We start from the raw sequence: 4,652 nt of genomic DNA on the forward strand, positions 1-4,652 counted from the left end.
AGACACCCGCGGGTTTCGCCGGCGTCTTCGGCAAGATCGCGCAGGCCTATTTCCAGCGTTATGGCGATCAGTCGGATGCGCTGGCCATGATTGCCGCCAAGAACCACAAGAACGGCGTCGACAATCCCTATGCGCAGATGCGCAAGGATTTCGGCTATGAGTTCTGCCGCCAAGAGAGCGAGAAGAACCCCTTCGTTGCCGGTCCTCTGAAGCGCACCGACTGCTCGCTGGTCTCCGACGGCGCCGCCGCCCTTATCCTTGCCGACACCGCCACGGCACTGAAGATGCGCCGTGCCGTTGCCTTCCGCGCCAACGAACATGTGCAGGATTTCCTGCCGATGTCGAAGCGCGACATTCTGACCTTCGAAGGCTGCGAGCAGGCCTGGAACCGGGCGCTGAAATCGGCCGGCGTGACGCTCGACGATCTGTCCTTCGTCGAAACGCATGACTGCTTCACCATTGCCGAACTGATCGAGTACGAGGCGATGGGCCTTGCCAAGCCGGGAGAGGGGGCGAAGCTGGCGTTGGACGGCACAACGGCCAAGGATGGTCGCCTGCCGGTCAATCCGTCCGGCGGGCTGAAGGCCAAGGGCCATCCGATCGGCGCCACTGGCGTGTCCATGCATGTCTTGACCGCCATGCAGCTTGTCGGTGAGGCCAGCGGCATCCAGGTGCCGGGCGCAAAACTGGGCGGCATCTTCAATATGGGCGGTGCGGCGGTCGCCAACTACGTTTCCATTCTCGACCGGATCAGATAAACCGCCCGCATTTGCGGGAGGTGACATGACAAATCCGGTTCTGATCGAAGTCTTGCGCGGCGCGATCGTCGAGAGCGCGCATCGCGGCTCAGTCGCGGTCTTCGATGGCGACGGCAAGCCCGTGTGGGAGATCGGCGATACGGCCAAGCCGGTGTTTCCGCGCTCGGCGGTCAAGGCGATCCAGGCCTTGCCGTTGGTCGAAAGCGGGGCGGCGGATGCCTATGGTTTCGGCAACCGCGAACTGGCGCTCGCCTGCGCCTCCCACTCGGGCGAGCCGGCACATGTCGACCTTGCGCGATCCATGCTGGCCAAGGCTGGGCTGGACGGATCGGCGCTCGAATGCGGCACGCATTGGCCATCCAATCATGACGCCGAGATTGCGCTCGCCCGCGCCGGCGGCTCGCCGAACGCCTTGCACAACAATTGTTCCGGCAAACATTCCGGCTTCCTCTGCACCTGCGTCCACGCCGGCATTGCGCATCGCGGCTATGTCAAGCCGGGACACGGCCTGCAGGACATGGTGCGCGACGCCATGCAGTCGGTGACGGGCGCTGTCCATGGTGAGGACCAGCGTGCCATCGACGGCTGTTCGATCCCGACCTACGCGGTGCCGCTCAGGAGCTTCGCGCTCGGCTTTGCCCGCATGGCCACGACATCAGGTTTTGGCCCAGAGCGAGCCAAGGCTGCAAAGCGGCTGCTTTCCGCCTGCATGGCCGAGCCCTTCTTCGTTTCCGGCAGCGGCCGCGAAGACGTCGCGTTGATGGAGGCCGCACCAGGGCGGATTTTCACGAAGGGCGGCGCCGAAGGCGTCCATTGTGCCGCAATTCCGGAACTTGGCCTCGGCATCGCACTCAAATGCGATGATGGCGCCGGCCGCGCCGGCGAAGCCATGGTTGCCGCCGTCCTTGCCAAACTGTTGCGTGCCGACGAGGCCTTGGCGGCGAAGCTGCTCGAATTGGCAAACACGCCCATCGAAAATCGCAACGGTGCCAAAGTCGGAGCGCTGAGGCCGACGGCAACTCTCAAGTGACGTGATTGCGCTCGACGGTCAGATGCGCGTAGCCGCTACCGTTTGACGAGGCGAGATCGCCTGTCGCGGGCTCCGCCCAGCGCTGGCCGACAACCGCACCGTTCAGCGCGCCGTCGATGACATTGTCTGAAATGACGGCCGTACCGGCGCCCTCGACCACGGATACGACGATCCCGGTTCCTGCCTTGCGGATGATGTTGCCGGTGGCGACGACATTGCGCAGGTACGGGCCCCAGCCGATCTGCATGCCATAGAGTGGCGCGTTCTCGATGACATTGTTGGAAACGGTGGTGTCGGCCTCAACGCCGATGCCGACGCCAAATCCCGGCGAGTCGGCGGGGTAGGGGCCGCTGGTCGACAGATTGCGCACGATGTTGCCGGAACAGACGCCCATGCGGCCGCCTTCGTTGAAATTGACGATCGAGATGCCGTTGGCGGCGCCGTCGACGATGTTGTTGCTGATGATGGCGCCTTCGAACGAGAACTCGGAATAGATCGCCGTTTCGCCAGAGCGCGAGCAGGTGTTGCCCGATATCTGCAGGTTGCTGGCGCTGTTGGCGCGGATGGCCGAGAAGGCGCAGTCCGAGACGATGTTGCCCGAGATGACGACATTGCCGGCGCGAAAGGCATTGATGCCGTTGCCGTTCTGCCCGGTTCCGCCGCTGCGTGCCTGGATCCCTTGGACGCGGTTGCCGGTGACCATGGTGCCGTCTTCGGCCACCTGCCAGCGGTGTACGAGGATGCCGCCATTGGCGCAGTCGGAAACGGTGTTGCCCGTGATGGCCAGCCCGCCGGCTTCGACCGAATAGATGCCGGCATCGGCGGCGCCCGATATCTCACAGCGCTCGATCCGGCCGATCGCGTGTTCCAGCGCCAGCCCGTTCTTGCCGCTGCCGGTGATCTGGCAATTGTCGATGGCGAGGTGCGCGACACGGCGAAGATCGAGCAGCCCTTGCGTGTAATCGCCCATCGCACGGTTCGCACCATCGAAGACCAGTCCGCTAAGTTCGATATGGTCGGCCTGTTCGGCCATGAACAGGTGGCCGTCACCGCCGTAAACGATGCGCGTCGCGCCCGGCACGCCGGAAAGACGTACGCGGCCGGGCAGCGAAAGATTGGAGACGACATAGGTGCCGGGCGGCAGGAACACCGGCATGTCGCGGCTGTTTGCGTCACGCAGCAGTTTGGCGAAGGCCTTGCTCTGATCGTCTGATGTGCCGGGCTGCACGCCGAGTTCGGTGGCATTGATCGAGCCGCGCATCGAGGCTTTCTCGATGCCGCTCAAGCTTGCGGCTACCGCCTTGCCGAGCGCAAGGCCCATGACGGCAAAGCCGGCGGTTCCAGTCAGCAGCGTTCGTCTGTTCAACATCGGCACAGAATCCCAGCGTTCAACCTTGGCGTCGCAGGAATCGTGCCAGACGGTTTGCCTCTCCTCTGGACGGAAACGACAATGGCTTGTCGAGCAGCCTCTGCGGGCCTAAGTTCAGGAAATGAGCAGAGCTTTCACCCGCGAGGAAGACAGCGAAAATGCCATCGCCGGTGTCGGTGAGCGGCCGGTCAGCCAGCATCGCAATCTGGTGACGGAACGCGGCCTGGCGCAGATCGAGGAAAATCTGGCCGATCTGCGCGACATACTGGCGAAGGCCGAACGCAAAGCCGACCGCGAGCGCATAGCGGTCGTGTCGCGCGATCTGCGTTACTGGACCGCCCGGCGCGAAAGCGCCGAACTCTCGGTGCCGGAGCCGGGCAGTGACGTTGTGCGCTTCGGCATGGGCGTCACGATCGAGAGCGATGACGGCAAGAAGGTGCATTGGAAGATCGTCGGCGAGGACGAGGCTGATCCCACCAAGGGCAGCATTTCGCATGTTTCGCCAATGGCTGTCGCCCTGTTCGGCAAGAAGATCGGCGACTTGGCCAGCGTCAACGGCAAGGAATGGGAAATCGTCAAGCTCTCCGAGAGCTAGGACGTCTCAAATCCGCCGCACTGATTGGCGCGTCATTTGGCGAGTTTCTGAAGCCCGACCCGATATTTGTCCATGACCTCGCGCGCGGCCTTCATCTGCCGTTCGAACCTGTCGGCCACCGGTCTTAAAATGATGCCGTGATCAGTTTCGATGATCTGGAGCTGATCGCCCGATTGCAGATTCAAGCTGTCCAGCATTCCCGTGGCAAGATCAGGGCATCTGATCCGTCGTCGAGCTTGTGGATGGTCGTCTTCACGGTTACCGCACCTTGGTTGCAGTGTCAGTCTAGCACAACCTTTTCAGAGATGCAGCAGTCCTAGTCCGTGGCCAGCAGGCGGTCCAGCAGGCGATCCGCTGCCTCTGGAATGACTGTGCCCGGCGGGAAGATTTCCGCAGCGCCGGCTTGCCGCACCGCGTCATAGTCCTGCGGTGGGATGACGCCGCCGGCGACGATCAGCATGTCGCCGCGGCCGAGCTTTTTAAGCGCGTCGCGCAGTTCCGGGATCAGCGTCAAATGTCCCGCCGCCAGCGACGAGGCGCCGACGATGTGGACGTCCTGTGCGACCGCCAGCCTGGCGATCTCATCCGGTGTCTGGAACATCGCGCCGACGGTGACGTCGAAGCCGAGATCGGCGAAGGCCGTAGCGATGACCTTCTGGCCACGGTCGTGGCCGTCCTGGCCCATCTTGGCGACGAGAATGCGCGGCTTGCCGCCGGTCTTCTTCTCGAAGGCGTCAAGCTTGTCCTGCAGCCCGTCGACCACGGGATGATCGCCAAGCGCCTTGCGATAGATGCCGGAAATGGTCTGCACCGTAGCGACGTGGCGCCCAAACGCCCTTTCCAACGCGAATGAAATCTCGCCGACCGTTGCATTGGCGCGCGCGGCTCGGATGGCGAATT

Annotated in this window: 6 protein-coding genes; 3 read left to right on the forward strand and 3 right to left on the reverse strand. The window is 63.4% G+C overall.

Annotated elements, in window-relative coordinates; genetic code table 11:
- Both ENZ74_RS22545 and ENZ74_RS22550 read left to right on the forward strand, forming a co-directional pair.
- On the forward strand, window positions 1–758 hold a 758-nt coding region (locus ENZ74_RS22545), incomplete at its 5' end, for a thiolase domain-containing protein (protein ID WP_127312996.1).
- 25 nt (window positions 759–783) lie between these two features.
- Complete coding sequence (locus tag ENZ74_RS22550; RefSeq protein ID WP_013532676.1) at window positions 784–1,788, forward strand: asparaginase; 1,005 nt, start codon at window positions 784–786, stop codon at window positions 1,786–1,788.
- On the opposite strand, the gene ENZ74_RS22555 is transcribed toward ENZ74_RS22550, so the two are convergent.
- Entirely contained in the window at window positions 1,781–3,157 is a 1,377-nt protein-coding gene (locus tag ENZ74_RS22555) for a TIGR03808 family TAT-translocated repetitive protein (RefSeq protein WP_013532675.1), read from the reverse strand. The two genes, ENZ74_RS22550 and ENZ74_RS22555, sit on opposite strands and share 8 nt — an antisense overlap.
- A 121-nt stretch (window positions 3,158–3,278) precedes the next feature.
- Between ENZ74_RS22555 and greA the strand changes: the two genes are divergently transcribed.
- Window positions 3,279–3,752 (forward strand): transcription elongation factor GreA, encoded by a 474-nt coding sequence (gene greA / locus ENZ74_RS22560; RefSeq protein ID WP_013532674.1) that lies wholly within the window; start codon window positions 3,279–3,281, stop codon window positions 3,750–3,752.
- 32 nt (window positions 3,753–3,784) lie between these two features.
- On the opposite strand, the gene ENZ74_RS22565 is transcribed toward greA, so the two are convergent.
- Entirely contained in the window at window positions 3,785–3,937 is a 153-nt protein-coding gene (locus ENZ74_RS22565; protein WP_244514279.1) for a hypothetical protein, read from the reverse strand.
- 131 nt (window positions 3,938–4,068) lie between these two features.
- Window positions 4,069–4,652, reverse strand: a 584-nt coding sequence (locus ENZ74_RS22570; protein WP_206522310.1) for a cobalamin-dependent protein, incomplete at its 5' end; no start/stop codon positions are given.

The sequence above is a fragment of the Mesorhizobium sp. M7A.F.Ca.CA.002.15.2.1 genome, from assembly GCF_003998715.1.
GTDB lineage: Bacteria > Pseudomonadota > Alphaproteobacteria > Rhizobiales > Rhizobiaceae > Mesorhizobium > Mesorhizobium ciceri.

What these genes read in the sequence shown, in the direction of transcription:
- ENZ74_RS22550 (WP_013532676.1), top strand. Translation starts at nt 784, where the DNA reads ATGACAAATCCGGTTCTGATCGAAGTCTTGCGCGGCGCGATCGTCGAG.
- ENZ74_RS22555 (WP_013532675.1), bottom strand. Translation starts at nt 3,157, where the DNA reads ATGTTGAACAGACGAACGCTGCTGACTGGAACCGCCGGCTTTGCCGTC.
- greA (WP_013532674.1), top strand. Translation starts at nt 3,279, where the DNA reads ATGAGCAGAGCTTTCACCCGCGAGGAAGACAGCGAAAATGCCATCGCC.